The sequence below is a fragment of the Streptomyces thermoalcalitolerans genome (assembly GCF_039525155.1).
GTDB classification, from domain to species: Bacteria; Actinomycetota; Actinomycetes; order Streptomycetales; family Streptomycetaceae; genus Streptomyces; species Streptomyces thermovulgaris.
On record NZ_BAAAHG010000048.1, the window covers coordinates 22311 to 49156 of the forward strand.

The following is a 26846-nucleotide window of genomic DNA, read 5'->3' on the forward strand; positions in this document are numbered from 1 at the left end:
CGCATGGGGACGAATGGATCGACCATGCTCGAGCCGTTACGGCAGGGCCTTCCGCCGCTGGATCCCGCGGCCGTGTCCAGCGCCGCCTCCTGCGCCTTGCCCACCCGCTACGAAGCGGTGCGCGAAGCACGGCGGTTCACCCGGAGCATGCTCGGCCAATGGGAGCTGAGCGACCGGTTCGACGAGGTCTGCCTGGTGGTCTCCGAACTGGTCACCAACGCCCTGCGGCACGGACTGCCCCTCGCCCTGCACCACCCCGCCGACAAGGGCCGACGGACCGGGCGCCACGACCCCGCGCCGACCGCACCGCCGCACGACGCCGGCCCGTACATACGCCTGCATCTGCTGTACTGGACCGAACGGCTGGTGTGCGCGGTGCGCGACCCCAGCCAGGAGGGCCCGGTCGTCAGCGAGACGGACGACTTCTCGGCGGAGTCGGGCCGCGGCCTGTTCCTCGTCGACTCCTTCAGCGACAGCTGGGGCTGGCACCCGCTGGCGGGCACCCTGCACGGCAAAGTGGTCTGGGCGCTGTTCCGGCTGCGCCCCTCCGGCTGACAGGCCGTGGCCTCGCGCACTGCCGTGTCTTCCGTGCCCTCATGCGCGGCGTCCGCGCACTGTGCGTCGCCCGCCCCGATGCGCCGGGACTGAGGGATGTCACCCGGCGATCAGGTGATCGAACTCGCCGTCCTTGACGCCCCGCAGCATCGCCTCGATCTCCGCGCGCGTGTAGACGAGGGCGGGACCGTCGGGGAAGCGGGAGTTGCGCACGGCCACCTCCCCGCCCGGCAGCCTCGCGAACTCCACACAGGAACCCTGCGAGTTGCTGTGCCGGCTCTTCTGCCAGACCACCCCACGCAGTCGCGTGGCCGCCATGCCGTTGTACACGTCGAACCCCCCGTACCCGCCCTCAACGTCGTGGTCCACAGGTCGCTCCCCGGTGGTGCACTGGCTGGTGTGGCCATTGATGCATCGGTCAACTGGTTTGGATCATAGCTGCGTTCACGTGCATATGCATGAGCAGATGCACGTGCACGCGGAGTGGTTCAGTCGCTACACCACTGACGCCCCGCTCACCGAAGCCACCGGGGCGCCTGCCCTCGACCCTCGCAAGCCATGCACACGTCATTCCTCGTTCACGATCTTCTGCATCGTCATCCGTGCCGAATCGTCCGGATCGGATCCTTCATGCACTGGAAAGAGACGCGTACCGCGGCCCCGGTGTTCCAACAAAAAACATTCTTGTGAGCGGGACGTACCGGCGACCGGCTCGCATCAGCGGGCAGCCCGCGCTCTTCCCGGCAGGCCGCACCGCGTAAGGCCGGACTGCGTACAACCGGACCCTGTACGGCCGGACCGCGTGCTGGGGAACTCGGGCGAGGAGGGCGTCGGGCACCTGGTCCGCCTCGGCATGTGCGAGGCTCGTACGACGAGCACGGCGGAGTCCGTCAACGGGCCCACGCTCCGGGTTACTCGGGAGGGTGATCCCGGCGAGGAGATGTCCACCGGCTCGAAGGGCCCGGCGCTACCGTCGGGCCTGCCCACGGCGAGCCTGGGCTCCTGACGTTCGCGGAGGCCGGTGGCGGGGCGGGCAACCGCGCCGCACGCTCGTACGTGATGATCCTTGATCATCGTCACGACCCGAGGAATCACTTCATGCGCGCCCGTCCGATCATCGTCACCACCCTCGCCGCGGCCTTCCTCCTCACCGCCTGCGGCGGCGACGCCGGCGACTCCGGGAACTCCGGGAACAAGAACACCGACAGCTCCGCCTGCCGGATCGGCGACATCGAGGTGCAGGTCGGCCCCGCCAACGCCGCGCCCGCGGCCGGGGACACGGGCAATGTGCCCGTCACCCTCACCAACCGGGGCGCCTCGTGCACCCTGGAGGGCTTTCCGAGGGTCACCCTGTCCGCCGGCGGCACCACGGCGACCGTCCCGGAGGACAGGACCTCCCAGCCGGAGAAGCTCACCCTCACCGAGGACGGGGCGGCGTCCTTCACCCTCACCTACGTACGGGGCGAGGAGGGCGACGCCAGGAGCCTCGCGGCGACGTCGCTGAGGCTCGGCCTGCCCGGAGCGGACGACAGCCAGGACTTCGAGTGGTCCTACGGCCCGGTGCAGGGCAAGAAGGACGCGTCCGACCCCGATGCGTCGGTGACGGCCTTCCAGCAGGTGGGCGACTGACGACCTCGCCGGGCCCGGTGGGCGGCGCCTCAGCGCGGGCGCGGGCGGGCCGTCATCTCGGCCCGCTCCGCCGCCCGGACGCCCTCCGTCCAGCCCGCCGCGTCGGTCACGCCGCGCAGGCGCGTGGTGGTCGTCTCCGGGAACAGACGGTTCAGACGGTCGGCGACCGCGGCGTCCCGGCTCGCCAGGACGGGGAGCAGGTCCTCGGTGACCTGGGTTTCGGCGGCAGCCGTGAGGCGGGTGCCGACGCGGTGGACGTAGGCGGCGAGGAAGGACTGCCGGAAGGTCCTGGTACGCCTGCGCCCGCCGGCTCTCTGTTCCGCCTCGGCCCTGGTCATCGCGGTCATGGCCTGGCGCAGCAACGAGACGTGGAGCAGTTCGACCGCCTCCAGGTCGGCCTCGAAGCCGACGACCGTGGAGAAGCCCAGGGGCTCGTTCCACACGGCCCGGCAGTGGTTCGCCGTGGCGACCACGTCCAGCAGCATCGCCTTGGCCTGTTCGTACGGCGGCTCGACGCCGATGCGGCAGGCGCCGGGGGCGTCGGGGGCCTCGGCGCGGGCGGCGAGCAGCGCCTCGTCGATGCTGTGCCGTGCCATCAGCTCCTGCGCCTTGGCGCTCAGCGCCTCCGCCTCCTCCGGGAAGCCGGTCGCCTCCGCCTTGGCGAGCAGCGCCCGGATCCGGGTCAGCACACGGGACTCGGGGCGGGACGCCCCCACCGGTTCATCCAGGTGTTCGAGTGCGGGCAGCCGCACCAGCAGGCGGTACAGCTCCAGGACGGCGGTGGCGTACGAGAAGCGGTCGGTGCGGGCCGGCTCCTCCTCGGTCAACTCGCCGAGCTGGGCGGTCCAGCGCGGTCCGCGCGGGCGGTCGTCCTCCGCCTGCGCGCGGACGAGCGCCGCGAGCAGCCGTCCATGGAGGTCGTCCAGCTCCCGGCGCACGATCCGCGCGACATCGGCGGGCTGCCAGCCGCGCCGCCACACCGCCGCGATCAAGTCCCTTCCGCGCCGGTCGAGTTCGGCGTCCGCCGCGGGGTCGGCCGCCAGCAGGGAGGCGCCGGTGTCGAGGGCGTCGTCGGACGAGGTGTACAGAGCGGCGCCGAATGCGCGGTCGACGGTACTGGAGCTGCTCACGGGTCGATCGTGTCATGAAGCGCGGCCCGTCCGTCCACTCCGTCCACAGCCTGTGGACAGACGAATGCACATCAGATGTCAACTCGGGGTTGACACCCCTCCTGTGTCAACTTACGGTTGACACATGACGCATTCCGGCATCAGGTCGAGCATTCGTCTGGACGACCTCATCTCGGCCATCAAGAAGGTTCATCAAGATCCCCTCGATCAGCTCCGGGACGCCGTCCTCGCCGCCGAGCACCTCGGCGAGGTGGCGGATCATCTCATCGGCCACTTCGTCGACCAGGCACGCCGCTCCGGCGCCTCCTGGACCGACATCGGCAGGAGCATGGGAGTCACCCGGCAGGCCGCGCAGAAGCGGTTCGTGCCCAAGGAGTCGGTCGACCTCGACCCCAGCCAGGGCTTCAGCCGCTACACGCCACGCGCGCGCAAGGCCGTCGTGGTCGCCCATGAGAAGGCCAAGGCCTCCAGGAGCGCCGAGGGCACGCCCGCCCATCTGATCCTCGGTCTGCTCGACGACCCGGAGTCCCTGGCGAGCAAGGCCATCGTCGACCAGGGCGTCTCCCTGGACACGGTCCGCGAGGCCGCGAACGCCGCGCTGCCGCCGGCCTCCGCCGACGCCCCCGAGCTCGTCCCGTACGGCTCGGCCGCCAAGAAGGCCCTGGAGCTCACCTTCCGCGAGGCCCTGCGCCTCGGCCACAACTACATCGGCACCGAGCACATCCTGCTGGCCCTGCTGGAGCTGGAGAACGGCGAGGGCATCCTGAGCGGCCTCGGCCTGGACAAGGCACGCACCGAGGAGTACGTCGCGGCGACCCTGGCGGAGCTGACGAAGGGGCTCGGACAGCAGGAGCAGGAAAAGAAGCAGGAAAAGAAGCAGGAAAAGAAGGAGGCCAAGGAGGAGAAGGAGAAAGGGAAGGAGGGGAAGAACGGGGGCTGACCGCCCCGGCGGTTCCGGCCCCGGCCGGCCCGTGGGCCGGAGCCGTTGTCGGACCCGCCTGCGACACTCACGGACATGACCGACCGGTGGGCCCTGGCCCCGGCCGAGGACGGTGGCGCCGAGATCGTCCCCCTCGGCCGGGACGGGCTGCCCGCCGGTCCGGTGCTCCGGGAGCCGGACCTGGTCGAGGCGGTCCGCAGCAGACCGGACGTCGCGCGGTGGGTGTGGCGGTCCACCGCCGAGGTCTATCCGCGCCTGCTCGCCGCGGGGGTGCGCGTGGAGCGGTGCTACGACATCGAGGACGCCGAGACGCTCCTCCTCGGCCACGAGGGACGTCACGGCGAACCCCGCTCGGCGGCCGCCGCGCTGGCCCGGCTGCGCGGCGGCCCCGTACCCCCGGACCCGCCGCAGCGGCCCGCCGCACCGGGCGCGCAGTCCCCGCTCTTCGAACCCCCGGCCGCACACCTGCCCCTTGAGGACCTGCTCGCGGTCTACGCCGAGCAGCAGCGGCGGCACGAGCGGACCGAGCACCCCGACCGCATGCGCCTGCTGACCGCCGCCGAGTCGGCGGGCATGCTGGTGGCGGCCGAGATGAACCGGGCGGGCCTGCCCTGGCGCGCGGACGTGCACCGCGCGGTGCTGCACGAGCTGCTCGGGGAGCGGTACGCGGGCGGCGGCGAGCCCCGCCGTCTGGCCGAGCTCGCCGACGAGGTGTCGGCCGCCTTCGGCCACCGGGTCCGGCCCGATCTGCCCGCCGATGTGATCAAGGCCTTCGCCCGGGCCGGGATCACGGTGAGGTCCACCCGCCGCTGGGAGCTCGAGTCCGTCGACCACCCGGCCGTGAAGCCCCTGCTGGAGTACAAGAAGCTGTACCGGATCTGGGTCGCCCACGGCTGGTCCTGGCTGCAGGACTGGGTGCGGGAGGGGCGCTTCCGGCCGGAGTTCCTGGCCGGCGGCACGGTCACCGGGCGCTGGGTGACCCATGGCGGGGGCGCGCTGCAGATCCCCAAGGTCATCCGCCGGGCCGTCGTGGCGGACCCCGGCTGGCGGCTGGTCGTGGCCGACGCCGCCCAGCTGGAGCCGCGCGTGCTGGCGGCCATCTCCCGCGACCCCGCTCTGATGGAGGTGGCGAGCCGGGAGACCGACCTCTACCAGACCGTCTCCGACCGTGTCTTCTCCGGCGACCGCGCCCGGGCGAAGCTCGCCGTGCTCGGCGCGGTCTACGGCCAGACCTCCGGCGACGGCCTGAAGAACCTCGCCGCCCTCAGACGCCGCTTCCCCCAGGCGGTGGCCTACGTCGACGACGCGGCGCGGACCGGCGAGGAGGGCGGACTCGTACGGACCTGGCTGGGACGCACCTGCCCACCGCCGGCCGGAAGACGGGAGGACACGGCCGAGGAGGCGGGCCTCCCCCAGGAGACCCCGGCCGTACCGCCCGCGGCCGACGGCTGGATGCCGGGCTACGCCTCCACCGACCCCCGCGCCCGCGGTCGCTTCGCCCGCAACTTCGTCGTCCAGGGCAGCGCCGCCGACTGGGCCCTGCTGTTGCTCGCCGCGCTGCGCCGCGCCTGCCGGGACATGGCGGCCGAGCTGGTCTTCTTCCAGCACGACGAGGTGATCGTGCACTGTCCCAAGGAGGAGGCCGGCAGGGTCGTCGAGGCGATCGGGCAGGCGGCGGAGCTGGCGGGACGGCTGACGTTCGGCGAGACCCCGGTGCGGTTCCCGTTCACCACGGCGGTGGTGGAGTGCTACGCCGACGCGAAGTGAACACCCCCGCCCCCGTCGTCCCTCCCGCCCCGCCCCGGACGGCCGGCGGCCGGCCGGTCCACACCGCCCCGTGCCTTCCGGCCACCCCTCGTCTCGGCCCCGTCTCCCGTGCGGACCACGAGCACTCCCACGGCCAGGCGGTGGAGACCGTCGAGGCGTGTCCGGGCGGAAACCCGGTCCGTCTCCCCGGGCCCTGACTTCCCTCGTCGCCCACCGGGCCGAAGCCCGGGCCGTCCGCTGTGTCGTCCGTTCTGGTCCGTCATCCGCTCCGGCGTGCCGGCCGGGCCTCGGTCGCCGCGGGGCGGGGAGCGGCACAGACTGGGATCTGAGGCTCTCCCGCGACCGCGTGAGGAGTGCAGGGAAGCAGGAGATGAGACACCACCGCACCTACCCGATCGGTCCGAGGAGCTGGCCGTCCTTTCTGCCTGCCCTGGCCGTCGTCGCCGCGGTCGTCCTCGGCCTGTTCACCCCGCACGTCAACACCTTCCCCCTCCTGGCGGCCGCGCCCCTGCTGGCCGCCCCGGTGCTCTCCCTGCCGGGCACGATCACCACGGGGGTGGTGGCGATCGCCGTCGGGGAGGCCAAGACGCTCCTCATCAGCGGCGGCTCCTTCTTCGCCTACGGCGTCCAGCTCTCCAGCATGGTCGTCCTGACGGTCCTGGCCTCCGTTCTCAACCGGATGATGAGCCGCTACCGGAAGGAGCTGAAGGACGCCCGCGAGGTCGCCGAGGCCGTCCAGCGCGCGGTGCTCCCCATGCCTCCCGCCCGCATCGGGCCGCTGGACGTGGCCGTCCGGTACCAGGCCGCCCTGCGGGAGGCCGCCATCGGCGGCGACTTCTACGCCATCCACTCCACCCCCTACGGGATCCGGTTGATGATCGCCGATGTACGCGGCAAAGGGGTGGGGGCGGTGAAGACCGTCAACGGGCTGCTGGGCAGTTTCCACGAAGCCTCGATCCGGGTGCCCGACCTGCCCGGCGTGGTCGCCCGCCTGGAGGAGCGCATGCGGGAGCTGAACTCCGAGGACGCCGAGGGGGAGGAGTCCTTCGCCACCGCCGCCGTCATCGAGATCCCCGCCGACGGCTGTCTCCTGCGCCTGTCCAATCTGGGGCACTGCCCGCCGCTCCTCGTCCACCAGGGCCGGGCGTGCCCGCTCACCCCGGCCGAGCCCACGCTGCCGCTGGGCCTGGGCGATCTGGGCCGCGAACGGGTGCCGGTGGAGCAGTACCCCCTGCCTCCCGGCGCGACCCTGGTGCTGTACACCGACGGCGTGGTGGAGGCCCGCGACCGCCGCGGCGTCTTCTACGACCCCGTGCCCTCCCTGTCCCGCCCTCTCCCGACGAATCCCGACGCGATCCTGGACACCCTCCTCGCCGATCTGGCCCGGCACACCGGCGGACGCCTGGACGACGACGCCGCCCTCATGGCCGTGACCCACCGGCAGGAGGCACAGGACGACACCGCCCTGTCCGCCGGCCGGAACGCCGAGGGACAGCAGGCCACACCGGTCGGGGCGTCACGCACCGTGACCGCCGGGAAGAGGAAGGTGAGGACATCCGGTCGGCCGACCGCCTGCGCCGGCCGGCAGCCTGCCCGGGTGCGCCCCCTTGCCTCCGCACCGCGTACACCCCGGGAACCCGAGCCGGGACCTCAAGAAAAAAGCCAGGCCGGTTGAGATCCGACCTGGCTTTCGCCCGAGCCGCTTTCGGGATTCGAACCCGAGACCTACGCATTACGAGTGCGTTGCTCTGGCCATCTGAGCTAAAGCGGCGCGCTGTCGCACCGTGGTGCGATCGGCAACGTGGGTAAGTCTACACAGTTTCCCGGGGTGCTTCGTACACGCCCCGGGGCGCCCGGGGCGTGTACGGGATCCCGCACCGGGTCTCAGGTGCAGCGCTTGCCGTTCGGGGGCGGGGTGCCCTGGAGGAGGTAGGTGTTGATCGTGGAGTCGACGCAGCTGTTGCCGCGGTTGTAGGCGGTGTGGCCGTCGCCGTCGTAGGTGAGGAGACGGGCCGAGGAGAGCTGGCCGGCGAGGGACTGGGCCCAGCGGTAGGGGGTGGCCGGGTCACGGGTGGTGCCGACGACCACGATGGGGGCGGCGCCCTTGGCCTCGATGCGGCGCGGTGCGGAGACGGCCTTGACCGGCCAGTACGCGCAGTTCAGGGAGGACCAGGCGAGGGGGCGGCCGAAGACCGGGGAGGCCTTCTCGAAGGCGGGGAGGGTTTTCTCCAGCTCCTCGCGGCCGGCGAAGGCGGGCGGGAGGTCCAGGCAGTTCACGGCGGCGTTGGCGGCCATCAGGTTGCTGTAGCGGCCGCCGGCGTCGCGTTCGTAGTAGCTGTCGGACAGCGCGAGCAGACCGGCGCCGTCGTTCTTCTCCATCGCCGAGGCCAGGGCCGTGCGCAGCCGCGGCCAGGTCGCCTTGTTGTACATCGCCGCGATCACCCCCGTGGTGGCCAGCGCCTCGCCGAGGCGGCGGCCGGCCGCGTCGCCGGTGGGGATCGGCCGGCCGTCGAGCTGGCGGAAGAAGGCCGCGAGGCGGTCGCCGACCTGCCGCGGTGTCGTGCCGCGGCCGCCGAGCGGGCAGTCGCTGTGCTGGACGCAGTCCTTCGCGAACGCCTGGAACGCCGTCTCGAAGCCCGCCGTCTGGTCCAGGTTCAGCCGGCGTGAGGACAGGGACGGGTCCATCGCGCCGTCCAGGACGAAGCGGCCCACGCGGTCCGGGAACAGATCGGCGTACGTCGCCCCGAGGAAGGTCCCGTACGACGCGCCCACATAGTTCAGCCTGTCGTCGCCCAGCACCGCCCGCAGGATGTCCATGTCCCGTGCCGCGTCGGCGGTGGAGACGTGCCGGAGCAGACGGGAGGCGCGGGCGCCGCAGCCCTCCGCGAACTTCCGCTGCGCGTCGACGAGCGCGTCGGTCTCCCTGCGGTCGTCGGGGGTGACGTCCGTCTGCGTGTACGCGTCCATGGCCCGGTCGTCCAGGCAGGTGACCGGCTCGCTGCGGGCGACGCCGCGCGGGTCCATCGCGACCATGTCGTAGCGGGCGCGGACCTGTGCCGGATAGCCGGTGGCGGCGTACTGCTGCAGGAACGTGACGGCCGAGCCGCCGGGCCCGCCCGGGTTCACCAGGAGGGAGCCCAGGCGTCTGCCCGGACCGGTCGCCTTCTTGCGGGCGACGGCCAGCCGGACGTCGCCCGCGCCGGGTCGTGCGTAGTCGAGCGGTGCCCTGATCGTGGTGCACTCGAAGCCGGGCACCCCGCAGTCCCTCCAGGCCGGCTTCTGCCCGTAGTACGACGCCAGGGCGGGCGGCACGGACGAGGAGCGCACCGTCTCCGCCACGGGGGCGGTGCGTTGCGGCTCGCCTCCGGGGGAGCAGGCCGGGACCAGCAGCAGCGCGGTGGCCGCCGCCAGCAGGGTGCGGGCCGTGCGGGTGCGGGGACGACAGGAATGGCAGGAATGACAGAAATGACGGGAATGACGATGAGTCGGACGTGGGGTACGCCTGATGTGCATCCAGCGAGAGTAACGCTCGGCGACTCTATCGTCGCTCTCCGTGCGCGACACGCCGGGGCCATGTGCCCCGGCATGCCTAAGCGGCGCCCCTCTCGTCAGCCCGCTCTCAGGGCCATCGTCATCGCCTCCACCGCCAGAAGCGGGGCCACATTGCGGTCGAGGGCCTCACGGCAGGCGGCGATCGCCTCGATGCGGCGCAGCGTGGACTCCGGGGAGCTGGTGCGGGCGACCCGCTCCAGGGCGTCCTCGACGTCCGCGTTGGCGATGGCCACGCGGGAGCCGAGCTGGAGGGCCAGAACGTCGCGGTAGAAGCCGGTGAGATCGGTCAGGGCGACATCGAGACTGTCGCGCTGGGTCCGGGTGCGGCGGCGCTTCTGCTTGTCCTCCAGCTCCTTCATCACCCCCGCCGTCCCGCGGGGCAGCCGGCCTCCCTGAGCCGCGCCCAGCGCCGCCTTCAGCTCCTCGGCCTCCTTGGCGTCCCTCTCCTCGGCGAGCGCCTTGGCGTCCTCCGCCGCCGCGTCGACCAGCTCCTGGGCCGCCTTGAGGCAGCCTCCGATGTCGTCGAGGCGGAGCGGAAGCCTCAGAACGGCGGCACGGCGCTCCCGCGCGGCCGGGTCGGTGGCCAGACGGCGGGCCCGGTCGATGTGGCCCTGGGTGGCGCGGGCGGCGGCGGCCGCGACCTCGGGTTCGACGCCCTCGCGGCGTACGAGCATGTCGGCCACGGCGTCCACCGACGGTGTCCGCAGGGTCACCTGGCGGCAGCGGGAGCGGATCGTGGGCAGGACGTCCTCGAGCGAGGGGGCGCACAGCAGCCAGACCGTGCGCGGCGCCGGTTCCTCGACGGCCTTCAGGACGGCGTTGGCGGACTTCTCGTTCAGCCGCTCGGCGTCCTCGACGAGAATCACCTGCCAGCGGCCGCCCGCCGGGGAGGTGAACGACTTGCGGACGGTGTCCCGCATGTCCTCGGCCAGGATCTGGGTGCCGACGGCCGTCACCGTGGTGACGTCCGCGTGCGTGCCGGCCAGCGTCGTGTGGCAGCCGTCGCAGAAGCCGCAGCCGGGGGTTCCGCCCAGGGCCCGGTCGGGGCTCACGCACTGCAGGGCGGCGGCGAAGGCGCGCGCCGTCTGCGGGACCCCCGCGCCGGGCGGTCCCGTGAACAGCCAGGCGTGCGTCATCCTCGACGCCTCCGGCGGCGGCGCGTCGGCGGCGGCCGCCGTGACCAGGGCATCGGCGTCCCGGGCAGCGGCACTCAGCTGCTCGACGACCTTCTCCTGCCCGACGAGGTCGTCCCACACGCTCATGGGTCGCGGCGCCCTTTCGTCCTGGTCCGTGGTGCGGGATCCATTGTGCGGGGAGCCCCTGACAACGGAGGTGACAACGGGGGGCGGGCTGCCGTCGCCCGCCCCCCGTCGGGGAACTCAGCGCCGCCGGCCGCGTCCTCGGCCACCGTCGCTCCCGTCGCCGGACCCCCTGTCGTCCTCACGGTCGTCCTCGCGCGGCCCCAGCAGTTCGTCGGCCAGCGTCGGCAGGTCGTCGAGCGGTGTCCTCTCGGCCCACTCCGGCCGCCGCCGGCGCCGGGGAGCGGTGCTCTCGGCGCCCACCTGGGGCAGCTCCCGCGTACGCTCCGTGTCCTCGCCGGGCCGGGCCGCCGGCTCGTTCCGGAAGAAGCCGGGGGGAACGCGGTCCGCGGGGCTCTCGTCCCGCACGGGGGGCAGGACCGCCGTCTCGTCGGCGGCACCGCCGGACCCCACCGGCGGCAGCACCGCCGTCTCGTCCGCGGCCTGCGGCGGCACCGGCGGCTGCGGCAGCTTCGCGGTCACCTCGGAGTCAAAGTCCCCGGCCTCCCCGGATCCGCGAAAGGCCCCGCGGGAGCTCTCGCCCGAGGACTCCCCCACCGGCGGCAGCACCGCCGTCTCGTCCGCCGGCCCGCCCGGCGCGTCCGACGCGTCCGACGGTTTCACCACCGGCGTCGGCACGGTCGCCGCCTCCGGCGGCACCAGCGCGGCCGCGGGAGGCGTGGGCCGCGGGCCCGCCTGTGCGGTGGCCGCGGCCTGCTCCGCCGCCTTCCGGGCCTCCTCGGCCCGCAGCAGGGCCTCCTCGGCCTTGCGCTGCTTCTCCAGCCGCCGCGCCTCGGCCTCGGCCCGCAGCCGGGCCTCCTCCTCGGCCAGGCGCCGCCGCTCCTCCTCGGCCCTGCGGCGTGCCTCGGCCTCCGCCCGGGCCTTCTCCTCCGCGAGCAGCCGGGCCCGCTCCTCCTCCGCCTTGCGGCGGGCCTCCTCGGCACGGCGCCGGGCCTCCTCGGCCTGCCGTTCGGCCTCGCGCCGCTGCGCCTCCTCCAGCTCGCGCCGCTTGCGTTCCTCCTCCTCGGCGCGCAGCCGGGCGAGCTGCTCCTGGCGCTCGCGCTCCAGCCGCTCCTCCTCGGCCTTTCTTCGGGCCTCCTCCTCGGCCTTCTTCCGCGCCTCCTCCTCGGCCTTCCTGCGGGCCTCCTCCTGGGCCTTCCGCTCGGCCTCGGACAGCGGCAGCACCTGGTCGAGCCGGTGCCGGATGACCGTGGTGACGGCCTCGGGCTCCTGCCCGGCGTCCACCACGAGGTACCGGCCGGGGTCGGCGGCGGCCAGCGCCAGGAATCCGGCCCGTACGCGCGCGTGGAACTCGGCGGGCTCCGACTCCAGGCGGTCGGGCGCCTCCGTGAACCGCTCGCGGGCCGTCTCCGGGGAGATGTCCAGCAGAACGGTCAGATGCGGGACCAGTCCGCCGGTCGCCCAGCGGGAGATCCGCGCGATCTCGGTCGGGGACAGGTCGCGGCCCGCGCCCTGGTAGGCCACCGACGAGTCGATGTAGCGGTCGCTGATCACCACGGCGCCCCGCTCCAGGGCGGGCCGGACGACCGTGTCGACGTGCTCGGCGCGGTCGGCGGCGTACAGCAGCGCCTCCGCACGGTGGGACAGGCCCTGCGAGGACACGTCGAGCAGGATCGAGCGCAGCCGCTTGCCCACGGGGGTGGCGCCCGGCTCGCGGGTGAGGACGACCTCGTGGCCCTTGGACCTGATCCAGTCGGCGAGCGCCTCGGCCTGCGTGGACTTGCCCGCCCCGTCGCCGCCCTCGATGGCGATGAAGAAGCCGGAGGACGCGGGTGCCGTCACCGGGTCGTCGCCGCGCAGGGCGTCGACGAGGTCCTGCCGCAGCGGCACGCCCGAGCGGTCGTCGCCCTTGGCGAGGACCAGTGCGGCCACCGGCAGCAGCAGCGCGCCGACCAGCATCAGCGTGAAGGCGGCGCCGCCGTGGGCGAACACGAACCGGCCGTGCTCCAGGCGGTGCGGGCCGATCCCGGCCGCGACCGCGGGGGCGAGGACGACGCCGAGCGCCACGAAGACCCGCACCACCGCGTGCAGGTGCTCGGTCATGCGCGGCCGGCGGTAGTCCTCGGTCTCCTGGTCGAGCAGGGTGTGCCCGGTGCTGGCCGCGACGCCCGCGCCCACACCGGCCAGGACGAGGAGCAGCAGAACGGTGGTGACGTCGGGGACGAGTCCGGCGGCGAGCAGGGCGACGCCGGCCAGGGCGACCGCCAGGGCCAGCAGCCGGCGCCGCGACAGCGAGACCAGTGCCCTGGGCGCCGTACGGATGCCGGCGGCGACCCCGCCGGTGAGGGCGAGCACGGTCAGCCCGTACAGCACCGGGCCGCCGCCCAGGTCGATGGCGTGCAGGACGCAGACGGCGACCGCGGCGGCGATCGCCCCGGCGACGGACGCGCAGGCGAGCACGAGCAGCGGGACGACCCCCGTGCGGCCCTTGTCGGCGCCGGTGCCCGTCCTCGGGCGGCGCAGCCCCTCCAGCGGCGAACGCGGACGCGGGGTGCTCGTGCCGGGCAGCTCCAGGGAGGTCAGCACCGACAGGGAGGCGGCGAACAGCCCGGCCGCGACATAGGAGCCGAAGGCCGCCTGGTGCCGGTCGAACCAGGCGATGCCGGTGGCCAGGAGGTTGTTGAACAGGGACGCGGCGACCAGGGTGGCGGCCCCCAGCGGGACGGCCAGGAAGGCCGTGCGCAGCGACAGGCGGCGCAGGGCGTCCATGTGGTCGGGCAGCGGGCGCACCGTGGCGCCCTCCGGGGGCGGGGCCGGCAGCAGCGCGGGGGCCGCGCTCTCCTGGCACACCGTCCAGAGGCGCTCGGCGATCCCGGTCACGAAGACGGTGACCAGGAGCCAGGCCAGGGCGCTGCCCGGCGTCCAGTCGATCCACAGCGGGGCGACGATCATCAGCACGACGCGCACGCCGTCCGCGCCGGCCATGGTCCAGCGGCGGTCGAGCGGGCCGTCCGGCGCGGTGAGCGAGGCGAGGGGTCCGAGGAGGACCGCCCCGAAGAGCAGGGTCGCCAGGGTGCGGACGACGAAGACGAGTGTCACCGCGAGGGCCACGCCCCGGTAGCCCCCGCCGAAGGAACCGGCGGCGGTCGCCGCCTGGAGGACGAGGACGACCAGGACCAGGAGTGCCAGGGTGTCCGCGACGCCTCCCGCCAGCTGCGCGCTCCACAGTCGCCTCAGCTGCGGTCGGCGCAGCAGGGAGCGGACGGCACGCTCACGGGAATCGGCTGCGAGAGCGTCGTCGGGTGCGGTGATGTGGGCCGTTTGGTGCTCGGCTCGCGTCATGCGTTCAGCCTATCCGGACGTACGGACGACACACGGTGACTGCATGAACGTGTACATGCCCCGGCAGCACAGCGGTGATGCCGGAGTGCGCCCTGTGCCAGGAGCCGCGAAGGGCTGCCCAGGGCGAAGGGGGTGCGTGCGAAGGGGTGTCTCGCGCGGGCGGTCCTGTGCCGCCCGCGCTCAGTCCTCCGCCGTGCCGGAAGCGGTCGCCCCGGAGGCCGCCGCCTTCGTGGCCGCCGCCTTCCTCGCGGTGGTCGTCTTCTTCGCCGCGGTCTTCTTCGCGGCCGTGGACGCCGTCTTCTTCGCCGCCGTCTTCTTGGCGGCCGCCTTCTTCGCGGTCTTCTTGGCCGGTCCCTTCGCGCGCTTCTCGGCCAGCAGCTCGAAACCGCGCTCAGGGGTGATCGTCTCGACGCTGTCGCCGGAGCGCAGGGTCGCGTTGGTCTCGCCGTCGGTGACGTACGGCCCGAAGCGGCCGTCCTTGATCACGACCGGCCTGCCGCTGACCGGGTCCTCGCCCAGCTCCTTCAGCGGCGGCTTGGCGGCCGTACGACCGCGCTGCTTGGGCTGGGCGTAGATCGCCTGGGCCTCCTCCAGCGTGATCGTGAAGATCTGCTCCTCGGACTGCAGCGAGCGCGAGTCCGAGCCCTTCTTCAGGTACGGGCCGTAGCGGCCGTTCTGCGCGGTGATCTCCTGGCCGTCGGTGTCGACGCCGACGACGCGCGGCAGCGACATGAGCCTCAGCGCGTCCTCCAGCGTCACCGTCTCCGGGGACATCGACTTGAACAGCGAGGCCGTGCGCGGCTTGACCGCGTTCTTGCCGGTCTTCGGGGTGCCCTCGGGGAGCACCTCGGTGACGTACGGGCCGAAGCGGCCGCTCTTGACCACGATGGGGTGGTGCGGCGGCTCCGGGTCGGTCCCGAGCACGCGCTCGCCGCTCGGCCTGGCCAGCAGTTCCTCGGCCAGCTCGACCGTCAGCTCGTCGGGCGCCAGGTCCGCCGGGACGTCGCCGGACTGGTACCCCTCGGTGCCCTTCTCGCCGCGCTCGACGTACGGCCCGAAGCGGCCGACCCGCAGCACGATGCCGTTGCCCACGGGGAACGACGACACCTCGCGCGCGTCGATGGCGCCCAGGTCGGTCACCAGGTCCTTGAGGCCGCCGAGGTGGTCCCCGTCGCCGTTGCCCGCGTCGGCGGCGCCGCCCTTGCCTCCCTTGTCGGCGCCTTCGCCGAAGTAGAACCGCCTCAGCCACGGCACGGCCTCGGCCTCGCCGCGGGCGATGCGGTCGAGGTCGTCCTCCATCTTGGCGGTGAAGTCGTAGTCGACGAGCCGCCCGAAGTGCTTCTCCAGGAGGTTGACCACGGCGAAGGACAGGAAGGACGGCACCAGGGCCGTGCCCTTCTTGAAGACATAGCCGCGGTCGAGGATCGTGCTGATGATCGACGCGTATGTCGACGGGCGGCCGATCTCGCGCTCCTCGAGCTCCTTGACCAAGGTGGCCTCGGTGTAGCGGGCCGGGGGCTTGGTGGCGTGCCCGTCGGCCGTGATCTCCTCGGCGTTCAGGGCGTCGCCCTCGGCGACCTGCGGCAGACGGCGCTCACGGTCGTCGAGCTCGGCGTTCGGGTCGTCGGCGCCCTCGACGTAGGCCTTCAGGAAGCCGTGGAAGGAGATCGTCTTGCCGGAGGCGCTGAACTCGACGTCCCGGCCGTCGGCCGCGGTGCCGCCGATCCTGACGGTCACGCTGTTCCCGGTCGCGTCCTTCATCTGGGAGGCGACCGTCCGCTTCCAGATCAGCTCGTAGAGCTTGAACTGGTCACCGGTCAGACCGGTCTCGGCGGGGGTGCGGAAACGATCACCCGAGGGGCGGATCGCCTCGTGCGCCTCCTGGGCGTTCTTGACCTTTCCGGTGTACGTACGCGGCTGCGGCGGCAGATAGTCGGCGCCGTACAGGTGCTCCACCTGGGCGCGGGCGGCGGCGATCGCCGTGTCGCTCAGGGTGGTGGAGTCCGTACGCATGTACGTGATGTAGCCGTTCTCGTACAGCTTCTGCGCGATCTGCATGGTGGTCTTCGCGCTGAAGCCGAGCTTGCGGCTGGCCTCCTGCTGGAGCGTCGTCGTCCGGAACGGGGCGTACGGGGAGCGGCGGTACGGCTTGGACTCGACGGACCGTACGACGAAGCGGGTGTTCTCCAGGGCGCCGGCCAGCGCACGGGCGCCCGCCTCGTCGAGGTGGAGGACGTTCTCGCTCTTCAGCCGGCCCAGGGAGTCGAAGTCACGGCCCTGGGCGACGCGCCGGCCGTCGACCGTCTGCAGGCGCGCGACCAGCGACGACGGGTCGCTCGGATCGCCCGGGCGGCCGGTGGAGAAGGTGCCGGTCAGGTCCCAGTACTCGGCGGAGCGGAACGCCATGCGCTCGCGCTCCCGCTCGACCACGAGCCGGGTCGCGACCGACTGGACGCGGCCGGCCGACAGGCGCGGCATGACCTTCTTCCACAGCACCGGCGAGACCTCGTAGCCGTAGAGACGGTCGAGGATGCGGCGGGTCTCCTGGGCGTCGACCAGCCGCTGGTTGAGCTGGCGCGGATTGGCGACGGCCTCGCGGATGGCTTCCCTGGTGATCTCGTGGAAGACCATCCGCTTGACCGGGATCGTCGGCTTGAGCACTTCCTGCAAATGCCAGGCGATGGCCTCGCCCTCGCGGTCCTCGTCGGTGGCGAGGAACAGCTCGTCGGATTCCTTCAGCAGATCCTTGAGCTTTTTGACCTGGGCCCTCTTGTCCGCGTTGATGACATAGATCGGCTGGAAGTCGTGTTCCACATCCACACCGAGCCGGCGGACCTCGCCGGTGTACTGCTCGGGAACCTCCGCGGCGCCGTTGGGAAGGTCGCGGATGTGCCCGACGCTCGCTTCGACGACATAGCCGGGACCGAGGTAGCCCTTGATCGTCTTCGCCTTGGCAGGCGACTCGACGATGACGAGTCGGCGGCCGCCCTTTGCGGTCTCGCTGGTCGGGGACAACTTCGCTCTTCTCTCCGGTCGACGCTGGGGCTTCCCGGGCCCTGTTTTCCCGGGGATCGGGTCGTGGTGACGCTGCGGAGTGTGACGGTACATCCCGCCCCCGTGTCAAACGGGAAAAGCTCGCAACGGCCACTCGAACGGTAACCCGACTTCTGCCCTTCCTGCCGCCCGGAGTGCTCACCAGCTCTTTCACACTTGCACGAAAGGTGACCCATCGGTTACGGAAAACGCGGTGATGCGACGGTTCTCACACGCATGCGCGGCACCGCGTGAAGCACCGCACACCCGGGGGCCGGGGCGGCGAGGGCGCCCACGGCCGCGACGGCCGCCGACGCGGTCCGGCCGGCCTCGGGGACGACGGGTTCCCGGTGCCGCACCCGCACCGTCGCCCACCCCGGCAACACCGCTCCGAACAGGAAGAACACCGTTTCCGCGAAGATCGCCGGCCCGCTCCGCTCACGGGTTTTCTCCCCCTTTTCCGGATGCCCCGGCAGGTAAGGCCGGCACCCCTGGGCGACGGCCGGGCCACCCTCCGGCGGACGCCGGGCGGACGGATGCCCGCACGCTCCGTCCGCCCCTCTGTCCGCGCTCCGCGCCGCATGACCGAAACTGACCGGAGAAGAAAAAAGCAGGAAGGAAACAGGAAGAAACGGAAGGAAAGCGGCGTCGGCGAGCACCGGCCGGACGGGGTCAGCCCACCGGCTCGATGAAGCCCTGCTCCACCAGCAGCCGGATCCGGGCGGGCATGCGGTCGCGGAGCACGACCGAGTCCTCGCCCGTCAGCCGGGCGATGGCGTCCAGGATGCGGCCGGCGCTCAGGGTGCCGTCGCAGACACCGGCGAAACCCGCGCCGACCGTGTCCACGGTGACGGCACGGCGCATCCCGCGGTTCTGGCGCAGCACGACGTGCTCGGGATCCTCGGCACCGGGCGGGCCGATCTGCTCCTGGACGACCTCGCGGGCCAGCCGGAAGCAGTCGTCGAGCAGGGCCGCGTCGTCGTGGCTCCGCAGGTAGTCGAGGCGGGCGAAGTACTCCCGCACGGTCTCGCCGAGCGGCTGCTCCACCGGGTGCGGCCACTCCTCCACGGTGATCGAGGGCACCGCGGAGGAGGTCCGGCGCAGCGTGATCCAGCCGAAGCCCACGGCCCTGACCTTGCGCGCCTCGAACTCCTCCAGCCAGGCCTCGTACCGCGCCCGGTACCGGGCCGGGTCGGCACGGTGGTCGCCGGCGTCCCTGAGCCACAGCTCGGCGTACTGGGTGACGTCCTGCACCTCGCGCTGCACGATCCACGCGTCGCACCCGTGGGGCACCCATGACCTGAGCCGGTCCTGCCAGTCCTCCCCCTCCACGTGCTGCCAGTTGGCGAGGAACTGCGCGAACCCGCCCTCGTTCAGCCGTTCCCCCGCCTGCTCGACGAGCACCCGGCACAGATCGTCCCCGCCCATCCCGCCGTCGCGGTACGTCAGCCGGGCGCCGGGAGAGATCACGAACGGCGGATTGGACACGATCAGGTCGAACGTCTCGCCGTCGCGGACCGGCTCGAACAGCGAGCCCTGCCGCAGATCGGCGGCCGGCGCGCCGGACAGCGCCAGCGTCAGGGCGGTGATGTGCAGCGCGCGCGGGTTGACGTCGGTCGCCGTCACACGCGTGGCGTGGCGGCCGGCGTGCAGCGCCTGGATGCCGGAGCCGGTGCCGAGGTCGAGCACGGAGCCGACGGGCGTACGGACCGTGATGCCGGCCAGGGTCGTGGACGCGCCGCCGACACCGAGGACGACGTCCTCCCGGCGGTCGCCGATGCCTCCCGCCCCGCCGACCGCACAGCCCAGGTCGGACACGATGAACCAGTCCTCGCCGTCGGGTCCGCCGTACGGCCGGACGTCCACGGTCGCGGCGAGCCCGTCCGCGCCGGCGCGCACCAGCCAGCCGGTCTCCAGGCACTCCTCGACGGGCAGGACGTCCGCCACGCGCGCGTGCGGCACGGGCTGCTGCAGCAGGAACAGCCGGCTCAGCAGCTCCAGCGGCGTGCCGCCGCGGGTGGCCCGCAGCGCGGGAACGGTCTCGCCGCGCGCCAGGGCCGCGTACGCGGGTGCGCCGAGCAGCTCGAGCAGTCCGTCGGCGGTGAAGGAGGCGCCGAGCAGGGCGTCCCGGAGCCGGGCGGCGACGTCCGGGCGGTCGGCGGCGGGCAGAACGGATGAGGCGGACGGAGCGGATGAGACGGATGCGACGGACGAGGCGGACGAGTCAGGGGAAGCGGACGAGGCCGACAGTGCGGACAGGCTGGAGTCACTCACGGCCCCATTCTGTCGGCTTCCGCCGGCAGTGCACGCGCGTGCGTCAGCCGTTCGCGGGCGCGGCGGACGCGGACCTGCAGCTCGGCTGCCGGGCCATCGCCTGGCCCACCTCGCCCTCCTCCAGGTTCTTCAGGGCGCTGCTGCTGGTCTTGCTCAGCTTGTCCAGCTCGGTGGCGATGTCCTTCAGACCGTCCGCGAACTTGGCCTGGTCCTTGGTGTCGAGCTTGTCGACCTGCTGCTTGAGGGAGGCGTAGGCGGCGCCGAGGCTGTTGAGCTCCCTGACCGCGTCCTGCTGCTTCTTCGTACCGTCCTTGACCTGGGGAGCGCCCGCCTTGCTCACGGCGGCACCGATCGCCTTGTAGGCGTCGGACATGTCCTGGAAGGCCTGCGAGTCGGTCTTCTGGACCTGGGCCGGCGCGCTGTTGTCCGAGGTCTCCTTCTGGATGGCGGCGTTAGCGGCCGCGATCTTCCTCGCCTGCGGCTGCACGGCGTCGCACACCTGCTTGGCCCAGGCGTCCAGTGCCTCGTTCTTGCTGTCGTCGCTGCCGCTGCTGCAGCCCGTCAGTGCCAGTACCAGTACCGCACCGCCGGACAGTGCGGCCGCAAGCTTCTTGTTCACCGGTTCGGTCCCTTCCGTGGCTCTCGGCCCGGAACATACACGCCCTCCCGGCGTCGCCCCCTGCTCGGACGCCCGTTAACGGGCACCTTGCAGCCTTTTGCACCAAGCGAGAGAAGACTCACGAGGAGAGCGCACCCGGGCACACGACGGGCGGGCGACGCGTCGTACGCGCCGCCCGCCCGTCCTCTTGAGCTGGGCCCGCTGTGAGACCGCCTACGGGACCACCGCAGGATCGGCCGAGGTGGATACGTGCGCGGTGTTGTCCTCGTCACCCACGGTGCTCCTGCGCCGCTTGGAGAGATAGACCGCACCGGCGATGACGACCAGTGCCACGGCCGCGATCGCGATCCGCACGCCGAGATTCTCGTTGCTGCCGTAGGAGAACCGGATGACCGCGGGCGCGATGAGCAGCGCCACCAGGTTCATCACCTTCAGCAGCGGGTTGATCGCGGGTCCGGCGGTGTCCTTGAAGGGGTCGCCGACCGTGTCACCGATCACCGTGGCCGCATGCGCCTCGCTGCCCTTGCCGCCGTGGTTCCCGTCCTCCACCAGCTTCTTGGCGTTGTCCCAGGCACCACCGGAGTTGGCGAGGAACACCGCCATCAGGGTGCCCGCGCCGATGGCGCCCGCGAGGAAGGCGCCGAGCGCGCCGACGCCGAGCGTGAACCCGATGAAGATGGGCGCCATGACGGCGAGCAGCCCGGGGGTGGCGAGCTCGCGCAGGGCGTCCTTGGTGCAGATGTCGACGACCTTGCCGTACTCCGGCTTCTCGCTGTAGTCCATGATCCCGGGCTTCTCACGGAACTGCCGCCGCACCTCGAGCACCACCGCCCCCGCCGACCGCGACACGGCGTTGATCGCCAGCCCCGAGAAGAGGAAGACGACCGCCGCGCCGGCGACGAGGCCGACCAGGTTGTTGGGCTGCGAGATGTCCATGATCAGGGTCAGCGGCGCACCCACGCCGGAGATGCTCTCCCCGACCTCGCGCGCACCGGTGGTGATCACATCCCGGTACGACCCGAAGAGCGCCGCCGCCGCCAGGACCGCGGTGGCGATGGCGATGCCCTTGGTGATGGCCTTGGTGGTGTTGCCGACCGCGTCCAGGTCGGTGAGCACCTGCGCGCCCGCACCCTCGACGTCGCCGGACATCTCGGCGATGCCCTGGGCGTTGTCGGAGACCGGGCCGAAGGTGTCCATGGCGACGATCACCCCGACCGTGGTGAGCAGGCCGGTGCCGGCCAGCGCCACCGCGAACAGCGCCAGCACGATCGACGTACCGCCGAGCAGGAACGCGCCGTAGACGCTGAGGCCGATCAGCAGGGCGGTGTAGACGGCCGACTCCAGGCCGACGGAGATGCCGGCGAGGACGACGGTGGCCGGACCGGTCAGCGAGGTCTTGCCGAGGTCCTTCACCGGGCGCCGGTTGGTCTCGGTGAAGTAGCCGGTCAGCTGCTGGATCACGGCGGCCAGCAGAATGCCGATGGCCACCGAGACCAGGGCGAGGACGCGCGGATCGCCGCTCTTGCCCGTGATGGCCGCGTCGGTGACGCCGGTCAGATCGGCGTACGACGACGGCAGATAGGCGTAGACGGCGATCGCGACCAGGACCAGCGAGATCACCGCGGAGATGAAGAAACCGCGGTTGATCGCGGTCATGCCGCTGCGGTCGGAGCGGCGCGGCGCCACCACAAAGATGCCGATCATGGCGGTGAGCACACCGATGGCCGGTACCAGCAGCGGGAACGCCAGCCCCGCGTTGCCGAAGGCCGCGGTGCCGAGGATGAGCGCGGCGACGAGGGTCACGGCGTACGACTCGAAGAGGTCGGCCGCCATGCCCGCGCAGTCGCCGACGTTGTCGCCCACGTTGTCGGCGATGGTCGCGGCATTGCGCGGATCGTCCTCCGGAATGCCCTGCTCGACCTTGCCGACCAGGTCGGCGCCGACGTCGGCGGCCTTGGTGAAGATGCCGCCGCCGACCCGCATGAACATCGCGATGAGTGCCGCGCCGAGACCGAAGCCCTCGAGCACCTTCGGCGCGTCGGCCGTGTACACCAGCACCACACAGGAGGCGCCCAGCAGGCCGAGGCCCACCGTGAACATGCCGACGACGCCGCCCGTGCGGAAAGCGATCTTCATGGCCTTGTGGGAAACAGCAGTGAGATCCTTTGCCGGCGCGCCCTCCGCGGGAGTCGCCTCCCGGGCTGCCGCGGCAACGCGCACATTGCTGCGCACGGCGAGCCACATGCCGATATAGCCGGTGGCCGCCGAGAAAACCGCACCGATCAGGAAGAACACCGAGCGTCCGGCACGCTGATTCCAGTCGTCCGCGGGCAGCAGCATGAGCAGGAAGAACACGACCACGGCGAATACGCCGAGCGTGCGCAGCTGACGGCCCAGATAGGCCTTCGCTCCTTCCTGGACCGCTTCCGCGATCTTCTTCATGCTGTCGGTGCCTTCGCCCGCCGCAAGTACCTGGCGCAGCAAGGCGCCTGCGACCACGAGCGCGGCCAGCGCGACGGCCGCAATGACCGCCACGATGATCCGATTGTCGTCGGTCAGAACTGCGGCTGCGAAGGATGTGGGATGGCCCAACTGATGAGGGGTGGAAAGCCCCGCCATTCGTCCTCCTTGACGCTTGGGCTGAGCTCAAGATGTGGACGGATTGTAGGTAGCGGAACCGGATCAAAACAGAGCGCGGGAAACCCATTCGGCCTTCATCCGCTCTTCAGCAAATGATCGACGTCACGCCACGAAACCCGAAAGAAGTAATGGCCCAAAACCATTGACACTCGATCAATGCTTGATCAAATGATCTATTGATTGATCGTGAATTAGTTCACGAATTCAATGTACCCGGCGGACACGGTTGGCGAAAACGCAAAGGGCCCTGCCGAGCAGGGCCCTGGTGTTCTGTGCCGAGCGGGCGGCGGCATGTGTCAGGGAAGCGTGGCGGCCGGCGGTGGCGTGGTCGGCCAGGTCATCTTGATCAGCCCACCGTGTTCCCCGGCCGAGACCTCCACGTCGTCGACGAGGCCGCTGATGACCGCGAGGCCCATCTCGTCCTCCGCCTCGTCCACGGCCCCCGGAGCGTCCCCGGGGCGGCGCGGCGCGTGCCGGGCCTCGTCGCCGACCTCGATGGAGAACTGCTTCTCCTCCTCGGTGAGCAGCACCCTCACCGGTGCCGAGATCCCGCTGCTGCGATGCAGTCCGACGGCGCGTGAACAGGCCTCGCCCACGGCGAGCCTGACCTCGTCGAGAACGGCCTCGTCCACTCCGGCCCTGCGCGCCACCGCGGCCGCCACCAGCCGGGCGGTTCTGACGTGCTCGGGCAGCGCGCTGAAGCGGAGTTCAACGGTGGCCATGCATCCCCCTCGGAACTACGGGTGTGCTGTCGCGGGACCGGGCCGCCGAGAACCCGGTCCCCCGCTTGAACTCTTCGCCCCGGACACCGGCCGGGGCCGGCGGTCAGTCGGTGGCCGCCACCGCTTCGTCGACCGTGGAGTGAATCGGGAACACCTTGGTCAGACCGGTGATACGGAAGATCTTGAGAATGCGCTCCTGGTTGCACACCAGGCGCAGCGAGCCCTCGTGGGCGCGCACACGCTTCAGGCCGCCGACCAGCACGCCGAGACCGGTGGAGTCGAGGAAGTCCACGCCCTCCATGTCGACGACGAGGTGGAAATTCCCGTCGTTCACCAGCTCGACCAGCTGCTCGCGCAGCTTGGGCGCGGTATATACGTCGATTTCGCCACCGACCTCGACGACCGTGCGATCGCCGACGGTACGGGTCGACAGGGACAGGTCCACGGATCCTCCAGCACCTTGCTATCGAGCGGTCGCCCCTCGGGCACCTCGGCTTGAAGCCCCCGGGACGGTTCGCCAGCCGCGATGGCATTCAATCACTTAACGGCAGGCGTGCACGACGCCTTGGTCCCATTGTCCTGCACACCGGTGACACACTCAGTGCCGATGGCCGAGAATCACCGATCCGATCGGTCCCCGACGAAGCCAACCCGCCCGGCACCGGGCGCGGTTCTGGACCGGCTCACCTCGGGACCGAGCCGGGCTGCACGCATCACTCATACGGAGCACCTGCCCCCGCGCGCGGGTCGCCATGCCGCCTGGCCCGACCGGATTCGGCCGGAGGTCGTCGAGGCCGTCCGGGCCTGCGGGATCGAGCGCCCCTGGGCCCACCAGGCGCGCGCCGCCGAGCACGCCCTCGACGGCGATTCGGTGGTCGTCGCCACGGGCACGGCGTCCGGAAAGTCGCTGGCGTATCTCGTCCCGGTGCTGTCGACGCTGCTGGACGGTGCCGAAGCGCCCGCCCGGAGGGCACAGCGGCGAGAGGCGCCCGCACGGGCCGCCGGCGGACGATGGGTAAGCGACCGCGGCGCCACCGCCCTGTATCTGGCCCCCACCAAGGCCCTGGCGGCCGACCAGTGCCGCGCGGTGAGGGAACTCGCCCGCCCGCTGGGCACGGCCGTGCGTCCCGCGGTGTACGACGGCGACACCCCGCCCGAGGAACGCGAGTGGATCCGCCGGTACGGCAACTACGTCCTGACCAACCCCGACATGCTGCACCGGGGGATCCTGCCCTCGCACCCGCGCTGGTCCTCCTTCCTGCGCGCCCTGAGGTACGTCGTCGTCGACGAGTGCCACGTCTACCGGGGCGTCTTCGGCTCGCATGTCGCCCAGGTGCTGCGCCGTCTGCGCCGGCTGTGCGCGCACTACGGCTCCTCGCCGGTGTTCCTGCTGGCCTCCGCGACCGCGGCGGAGCCCTCGGTGGCCGCCCGCCGCCTCACCGGTCTGCCCGTGGTCGAGGTGGCCGACGACGCCTCGCCCCGCGGTGAACTGGTGTTCGCCCTCTGGGAGCCCCCGCTCACCGAACTGCGGGGCGAGAAGGGCGCACCCGTGCGGCGCACCGCCACCGCCGAGACCGCCGATCTGCTGACCGACCTCACCCTCCAGGGCGTCCGCTCGGTCGCCTTCGTACGCTCCCGGCGCGGCGCCGAGCTGATCTCGGTGATCGCCAAGGAGCGGCTGGCCGAGGCCGACCGGTCGCTGGCCCGGCGTGTGGCGGCCTACCGGGGCGGCTACCTCCCCGAGGAGCGCCGCGCCCTGGAGCGCGCCCTGCACTCCGGCGAGCTGCTGGGCCTGGCCGCCACGACCGCCCTGGAACTGGGCATGGACGTCTCCGGCCTGGACGCCGTCCTGATCGCCGGGTATCCCGGCACCCGCGCCTCCCTGTGGCAGCAGGCGGGCCGTGCGGGCCGCTCCGGCCAGGGCGCCCTCGCGGTCCTGGTCGCCCGCGACGACCCGCTGGACACCTTTCTCGTCCACCATCCGAAGGCCCTGTTCGACCAGCCGGTCGAATCGACGGTCCTGGACCCCGACAACCCCTACGTCCTCGCCCCGCACCTGTGCGCGGCCGCCGCCGAGCTGCCGCTCACCGAGGAGGACACCGAGCTGTTCGGCCCCGCCTGCGCGGAGCTGCTGCCGCAGCTGGAGGCCGCGAAGCTGCTGCGCCGGCGGACGCGGGCCTGGCACTGGACCCGCCGGGAGCGGGCCGCGGACCTCACCGACCTGCGCGGCGAGGGCGGACGTCCGGTGCAGATCGTCGAGGCCGGCACCGGGCGGCTGCTCGGCACGGTCGACCAGGGGGCCGCGCACACGAGCGTGCACGAGGGCGCGGTCCACCTGCACCAGGGCCGTACGTATCTGGTGCGCTCCCTGGACCTGGAGGACTCGGTCGCCCTGGTCGAGGAGGCGAGCCCGCCGTACACCACGGTCGCCCGCGACACGACGTCCGTCTCCGTCCTGGAGACGGACGTCGAGATCCCCTGGGGCGACGGCCGCCTGTGCTACGGCTCCGTCGAGGTCACCAACCAGGTGGTCTCCTACCTGCGCCGGCGCCTTGCCACCGGCGAGGTGCTGGGCGAGACGAAACTCGACCTCCCTCCGCGTACGCTGCGCACCCGCGCGGTGTGGTGGACGGTCACCGAGGACCAGCTCGACGAGGCCCGGATCCCCCCGGAGATCCTCGGCGGCGCCCTGCACGCCGCCGAGCACGCCTCGATCGGCATGCTGCCCCTGTTCGCGACCTGCGACCGGTGGGACATCGGCGGTGTCTCCGTCCCGCTGCACCCCGACACCCTGCTGCCCACGGTGTTCGTCTACGACGGCCACCCCGGCGGCGCGGGCTTCGCCGAGCGCGCCTTCCGCACCGCCCGCGCCTGGCTCACCGCCACCCGCGAGGCCATCGCCTCCTGCGAGTGCGACTCCGGCTGCCCCTCCTGCGTCCAGTCCCCCAAGTGCGGCAACGGCAACGAGCCCCTGCACAAGCGGGGAGCCGTACGGCTGCTCACCGTGCTGCTGAAAGGGGCCCCGGAGGGGGCACCCGAAGGAGCGGAGGAGACATCGGCGAAGACTCCGGAGGAGTCTCCAGAGAAGACACCGGAGAAAAAGAGCCAGGCTTAGCCCATAGGGGCGACGGGTGCCGGGACGGGGCCCGGTGCAGGCGCCGGTCCTGCCGTGGGTCCCGGCGGCGGCATCGGTGCCGCCGGTGCCACCGGTGCCGCCCTGCCGTCCGGCGGTCTTGCCGGGCCCGCCCTCGCTCTCACCTCCGCCATGAAGGGCCCCCACGCGAACACCGCCGTGACGTCCGAGGTGTCGCCGGTGATCGCGCACCGGACGAGCCGGGCGCCCTGCGCGCGGGCCACCCGGTCCGCCCGGGCGCAGGCCACGGC

Annotated in this window: 18 protein-coding genes and 1 tRNA gene; 7 read left to right on the forward strand and 12 right to left on the reverse strand. The window is 72.2% G+C overall.

Going from position 1 to position 26846, the window contains the following annotated elements:
- Positions 1 to 3 precede the first annotated feature (3 nt).
- Positions 4 to 555, forward strand: a complete 552-nt coding sequence (locus ABD224_RS23075; RefSeq protein ID WP_344052957.1) for an ATP-binding protein — start codon at positions 4 to 6, stop codon at positions 553 to 555.
- Between the two features lie 99 nt (positions 556 to 654).
- Here ABD224_RS23075 and ABD224_RS23080 read toward each other — a convergent pair whose 3' ends face one another.
- Entirely contained in the window at positions 655 to 924 is a 270-nt protein-coding gene (locus ABD224_RS23080; RefSeq protein WP_067393723.1) for a DUF397 domain-containing protein, read from the reverse strand.
- A gap of 729 nt (positions 925 to 1653) precedes the next feature.
- Here ABD224_RS23080 and ABD224_RS23085 point away from each other — a divergent pair.
- Positions 1654 to 2184, forward strand: coding sequence for a DUF4232 domain-containing protein (locus tag ABD224_RS23085; protein WP_344052960.1), 531 nt, complete (start codon positions 1654 to 1656; stop codon positions 2182 to 2184).
- Between the two features lie 29 nt (positions 2185 to 2213).
- On the opposite strand, the gene ABD224_RS23090 is transcribed toward ABD224_RS23085, so the two are convergent.
- Entirely contained in the window at positions 2214 to 3314 is a 1101-nt protein-coding gene (locus ABD224_RS23090) for a DUF2786 domain-containing protein (RefSeq protein ID WP_344052962.1), read from the reverse strand.
- Between the two features lie 124 nt (positions 3315 to 3438).
- On the opposite strand from ABD224_RS23090, the gene ABD224_RS23095 reads away from it, so the two are divergent.
- From ABD224_RS23095 to ABD224_RS23105, 3 genes are all read left to right on the forward strand, one after another.
- Positions 3439 to 4254 (forward strand): Clp protease N-terminal domain-containing protein, encoded by an 816-nt coding sequence (locus ABD224_RS23095; RefSeq protein ID WP_344052964.1) that lies wholly within the window; start codon positions 3439 to 3441, stop codon positions 4252 to 4254.
- A 75-nt stretch (positions 4255 to 4329) separates the two neighbouring features.
- A complete protein-coding gene (locus ABD224_RS23100; protein WP_344052966.1) occupies positions 4330 to 6021 on the forward strand; it encodes a bifunctional 3'-5' exonuclease/DNA polymerase in 1692 nt (563 codons plus the stop codon).
- A gap of 370 nt (positions 6022 to 6391) precedes the next feature.
- On the forward strand, positions 6392 to 7696 hold the full coding sequence (locus ABD224_RS23105; RefSeq protein WP_344052968.1) for a PP2C family protein-serine/threonine phosphatase: 1305 nt from the start codon (positions 6392 to 6394) through the stop codon (positions 7694 to 7696).
- 22 nt (positions 7697 to 7718) lie between these two features.
- Here ABD224_RS23105 and ABD224_RS23110 read toward each other — a convergent pair.
- The 10 genes from ABD224_RS23110 to bldG form a co-directional block, all read right to left on the reverse strand.
- Positions 7719 to 7792 (reverse strand) — tRNA-Thr (locus ABD224_RS23110).
- Between the two features lie 113 nt (positions 7793 to 7905).
- Positions 7906 to 9534, reverse strand: coding sequence for an alpha/beta hydrolase (locus tag ABD224_RS23115; protein WP_344052970.1), 1629 nt, complete (start codon positions 9532 to 9534; stop codon positions 7906 to 7908).
- A 95-nt stretch (positions 9535 to 9629) separates the two neighbouring features.
- The gene (locus ABD224_RS23120) at positions 9630 to 10835 is read right to left on the reverse strand and encodes a DNA polymerase III subunit delta' (RefSeq protein WP_344052972.1); all 1206 of its coding nucleotides are present in this window, start codon (positions 10833 to 10835) and stop codon (positions 9630 to 9632) included.
- 117 nt (positions 10836 to 10952) lie between these two features.
- Positions 10953 to 14174, reverse strand: a complete 3222-nt coding sequence (gene tmk, locus ABD224_RS23125; protein WP_344052974.1) for a dTMP kinase — start codon at positions 14172 to 14174, stop codon at positions 10953 to 10955.
- 180 nt (positions 14175 to 14354) lie between these two features.
- Positions 14355 to 17189, reverse strand: a complete 2835-nt coding sequence (topA, locus tag ABD224_RS23130) for a type I DNA topoisomerase (protein WP_344052976.1) — start codon at positions 17187 to 17189, stop codon at positions 14355 to 14357.
- Positions 17190 to 17879: 690 nt separating this feature from the next.
- Positions 17880 to 19376, reverse strand: a complete 1497-nt coding sequence (locus ABD224_RS23135; protein ID WP_344052994.1) for a DUF7059 domain-containing protein — start codon at positions 19374 to 19376, stop codon at positions 17880 to 17882.
- A 148-nt stretch (positions 19377 to 19524) separates the two neighbouring features.
- On the reverse strand, positions 19525 to 20100 hold the full coding sequence (locus ABD224_RS23140; protein ID WP_344052978.1) for a small secreted protein: 576 nt from the start codon (positions 20098 to 20100) through the stop codon (positions 19525 to 19527).
- A gap of 213 nt (positions 20101 to 20313) precedes the next feature.
- Positions 20314 to 22719 carry a sodium-translocating pyrophosphatase gene (locus ABD224_RS23145; protein WP_344052980.1) on the reverse strand — a complete coding sequence of 802 codons (2406 nt, stop codon included), beginning with the start codon at positions 22717 to 22719 and terminating at the stop codon, positions 20314 to 20316.
- Between the two features lie 317 nt (positions 22720 to 23036).
- Positions 23037 to 23462: an ATP-binding protein gene (locus ABD224_RS23150; RefSeq protein WP_344052982.1), complete on the reverse strand. Its 426-nt coding sequence runs from the start codon at positions 23460 to 23462 to the stop codon at positions 23037 to 23039.
- Between the two features lie 103 nt (positions 23463 to 23565).
- Complete coding sequence (bldG, locus tag ABD224_RS23155; protein ID WP_067393772.1) at positions 23566 to 23907, reverse strand: anti-sigma factor antagonist BldG; 342 nt, start codon at positions 23905 to 23907, stop codon at positions 23566 to 23568.
- Positions 23908 to 23988: 81 nt separating this feature from the next.
- Here bldG and ABD224_RS23160 point away from each other — a divergent pair, with 81 nt between their 5' ends.
- The gene (locus ABD224_RS23160) at positions 23989 to 26577 is read left to right on the forward strand and encodes a DEAD/DEAH box helicase (protein ID WP_344052986.1); all 2589 of its coding nucleotides are present in this window, start codon (positions 23989 to 23991) and stop codon (positions 26575 to 26577) included.
- A gap of 54 nt (positions 26578 to 26631) precedes the next feature.
- On the forward strand, positions 26632 to 26846 hold a 215-nt coding region (locus ABD224_RS29505), incomplete at its 3' end, for a hypothetical protein (RefSeq protein ID WP_425581036.1).

Bases quoted from the DNA above. Each gene is read 5' to 3' on its own strand.
- ABD224_RS23075 (WP_344052957.1), top strand. From the start codon at position 4: ATGGGGACGAATGGATCGACCATGCTCGAGCCGTTACGGCAGGGCCTT.
- ABD224_RS23085 (WP_344052960.1), top strand. From the start codon at position 1,654: ATGCGCGCCCGTCCGATCATCGTCACCACCCTCGCCGCGGCCTTCCTC.
- ABD224_RS23095 (WP_344052964.1), top strand. From the start codon at position 3,439: ATGACGCATTCCGGCATCAGGTCGAGCATTCGTCTGGACGACCTCATC.
- ABD224_RS23100 (WP_344052966.1), top strand. From the start codon at position 4,330: ATGACCGACCGGTGGGCCCTGGCCCCGGCCGAGGACGGTGGCGCCGAG.
- ABD224_RS23105 (WP_344052968.1), top strand. From the start codon at position 6,392: ATGAGACACCACCGCACCTACCCGATCGGTCCGAGGAGCTGGCCGTCC.
- ABD224_RS23115 (WP_344052970.1), bottom strand. From the start codon at position 9,534: ATGCACATCAGGCGTACCCCACGTCCGACTCATCGTCATTCCCGTCAT.
- ABD224_RS23120 (WP_344052972.1), bottom strand. From the start codon at position 10,835: ATGAGCGTGTGGGACGACCTCGTCGGGCAGGAGAAGGTCGTCGAGCAG.
- tmk (WP_344052974.1), bottom strand. From the start codon at position 14,174: ATGACGCGAGCCGAGCACCAAACGGCCCACATCACCGCACCCGACGAC.
- ABD224_RS23145 (WP_344052980.1), bottom strand. From the start codon at position 22,719: ATGGCGGGGCTTTCCACCCCTCATCAGTTGGGCCATCCCACATCCTTC.
- ABD224_RS23150 (WP_344052982.1), bottom strand. From the start codon at position 23,462: ATGGCCACCGTTGAACTCCGCTTCAGCGCGCTGCCCGAGCACGTCAGA.
- ABD224_RS23160 (WP_344052986.1), top strand. From the start codon at position 23,989: ATGGCATTCAATCACTTAACGGCAGGCGTGCACGACGCCTTGGTCCCA.